Origin of the sequence: Brumimicrobium salinarum, assembly GCF_002844555.1 — a bacterium.
Lineage (GTDB): Bacteria > Bacteroidota > Bacteroidia > Flavobacteriales_D > Crocinitomicaceae > Brumimicrobium > Brumimicrobium salinarum.
In genome coordinates this window covers 1-2,594 of the sequence record NZ_PJNI01000040.1, presented here as the reverse complement: position 1 = coordinate 2,594, position 2,594 = coordinate 1, and the positions used below count along the sequence as shown (strand labels likewise).

General features: G+C 35.6%; 3 protein-coding genes and 1 pseudogene. 1 reads left to right on the top strand and 3 read right to left on the bottom strand.

Annotation, left to right across the window (positions count from 1 at the left end; translation table 11 throughout):
* A partial coding sequence (locus tag CW751_RS14990; protein WP_317045826.1) for an RHS repeat-associated core domain-containing protein occupies positions 1-590 on the bottom strand: 590 nt, incomplete at its 3' end.
* Between the two features lie 142 nt (positions 591-732).
* Here CW751_RS14990 and CW751_RS14985 point away from each other — a divergent pair.
* The gene (locus CW751_RS14985; protein ID WP_101335833.1) at positions 733-936 is read left to right on the top strand and encodes a hypothetical protein; all 204 of its coding nucleotides are present in this window, start codon (positions 733-735) and stop codon (positions 934-936) included.
* A gap of 439 nt (positions 937-1,375) precedes the next feature.
* On the opposite strand, the gene CW751_RS14980 is transcribed toward CW751_RS14985, so the two are convergent.
* Positions 1,376-1,672, bottom strand: a complete 297-nt coding sequence (locus tag CW751_RS14980; protein ID WP_101335832.1) for a hypothetical protein — start codon at positions 1,670-1,672, stop codon at positions 1,376-1,378.
* A 13-nt stretch (positions 1,673-1,685) separates the two neighbouring features.
* Positions 1,686-2,594 (bottom strand): annotated as a pseudogene (locus CW751_RS15495) (hypothetical protein); the annotation flags it as partial.

Here is a 2,594-nt window from a genome sequence, read left to right as displayed (position 1 = left end):
TTATTAAACCGCTTGCCATTTGTTGAAGAGATAGCACCAGCATCAAAACCAAAACCAGCATCTGCACCAACACCCCCGCCAACGGTAATATAAGGGTTTGTGTTGCCTTCATCATCCCAAACAAATCCAAAAGAAAATATTGTCACGGGTTCAAGTCCTTTTTCTCCCCCCGGCCATTCAGTTACATATTTATCGTCATCCCAAGCACCTGATTCCTCTAATTTATCTATTGTAGCGTCATCATCTAATGGTCCCGTATGGATAGATGATCCGTCATTTAATACAGCTTCTTCTAAGCCCTCTAATTCAACTGCATGGATAACTTTATTACCACTAAAGCTATATGGAGTATAATGTGGATACTTTTTTGTAAGCGGATCCACCGCAAAGAACCTCCCGACCCTTGGATCGTGCATACGATACTTGTAATTCACACTATTGCCCTCACCTTTAATCTCGTCATCCATTTCCTGTCCTTGGAAGCCATAACGGTAAGAACCTACACAACTAATTCCGCTGACATTCAAATCATTACACATCACTTTTAGCGGTGATAAAGTTTCGTGATATGTCAGTTTTTTGCAGCCCATTGAAGTTTCTAAATTAAGTATTTTTTTCTTTCAACTGAAAATTTACTCACTTGTTTTTAGTTGGGATTATTTACCCTATATTTGTTTAGCAAAGTATTAGTAGGGTTTTGTACAAAAAAAGCATTTATAAATTATCAACATCATGAAAGAAATTACATTAAAAGTTCCCGACACTAAATTAAGCTTCTTTATGGAGCTCGTCAATCAGCTTGGTTTAGAAATCAAGAATGATGAACTCGTTATCCCTAAGAAACATCAGGAGATTGTATTGGATCGCATCCAAAACACAAAAGAAGAAGACTTACTCCACTGGGATGATATTAAAGACGATTTCGATGGTATTTAAAGTTAATCCACAAGCAAAAATTGATATTCAGGAGCAAATCCATTTCTACAACGATAAACAAAAGGGGGCTTGGTAAACGCTTTCATAATGACGTTAAGTCAACCTTTAAATCCATTCGTAAAAATCCTTTCTACCAAATACGATATAAAGATGTACGTTGTCTACCGTTGAAAAAATTTCCTGCCATGGTACATTATACCCTTGATGAAAATAAAAAACAGATTACTGTAAGAGCGGTTTTTCATACAAGTCAAAACCCACAGAAGTGGAGTGAAAGGTAACTCAAGACCACGAGAAGCTGCGCTAAATTTTGGGGCAGCTTGGGGAATTTCCTTACGGTGTGTATTTTAATATCATCGAAAATGAAATTATTATTGTTGACGTTTTTCATACTTCGCAGAGTCCGAAGAAGTAGAAAGGAAGGTGAAACGCAGCTAGTTTATTCCTCATACTCCTCTATAATTATTTCTAAATCAATTGTGCTATCAGCACGTAACTCTTCAAAAGTATTCAACTTTTTTGCCTTCATTTTGGAATTGTACGTACTAATCGTGTCCACTCGAAGGATGCTGTCTAATCTTGACGTTGCTCTACTCAAATCTTTTATACCTTGATCAAGTGAATCTTTTATTAATGTAGAAATACTTTTCATTTTACCTTCTTCTTCAACACTTTCATTTTTGCATGATGAATTGGTAAGAAATATAATCAAAATTATGGGTATCGCTATTTTCATTTTATAAGATTTATTAATTATCTATTAGACCAGGAGCACTAGGCAAAAAATGTGTTCTATCATATCCTTCTTCCGTAGACATATATTCTTTTCTATTCAACTTGATATAAATATAATTTTGATCGGTTACTTTATAACCAAAATTAAACCTTTTGCCATCAATTTCATAATTATAACTAGCTTTATTGTCACCAATGTCATAATTAACTCTTTTATATATCACCATTGTTACTTGAGTCGGAAATTCTGGATCATCCACTGTGATTCTTGCTACAGCATTCAATTGTTCAAAGGTAGCTCTAACACCCTCTAAGTTCTTGTTGTATTCAGAAACAAGTTTATTCACTTTAAGTATACCTTGATTAACCAGCGCTTTTCCACGTCTAATTTCTGATTCTAAAACTTCAATTCCACCGTCATTTGCCGCACCCCAGCCTTGAGTTATCGGATTTTTAAGTAGATGAACAGCACTATTTCCAAATTTTGCAAATGCCAGACGTCTTTCAGCATCTTCGATATAATCTTTTACTTCATTAATTTCTTTTTTAAGACTTTCAATATTTTTGGCGTCAACTTCTAATGGATCTGTATGATTAAATGATATGTCATCGACAGTAGATGTATCCGCTCCATCCCTATCTACGAACCAAATAGGATTATTTGCAAATACTGCATAAGGGCTTTCATGATGTTTAACAATTGGATCGGGATTCCAACGCCTCGCTATTCGTGGGTCATACTCCCAAAATTCAGCTGTATAGTGATTACCTTCTCCGGAAATTTCATCTACTTTTTCTTGTCCATTTGCTGCTCCATAGCGATAAGCATCTGTCTGTCCATTTCTCCCCGGCATTTGCATACCAAACGGGTAGTAATCAGAATAACTCACCACATCAACAAGGGAACAATCGATGTTTTCATT

Bases quoted from the DNA above. Each gene is read 5' to 3' on its own strand.
- CW751_RS14980 (WP_101335832.1), bottom strand. From the start codon at position 1,672: ATGAAAATAGCGATACCCATAATTTTGATTATATTTCTTACCAATTCA.
- CW751_RS14985 (WP_101335833.1), top strand. From the start codon at position 733: ATGAAAGAAATTACATTAAAAGTTCCCGACACTAAATTAAGCTTCTTT.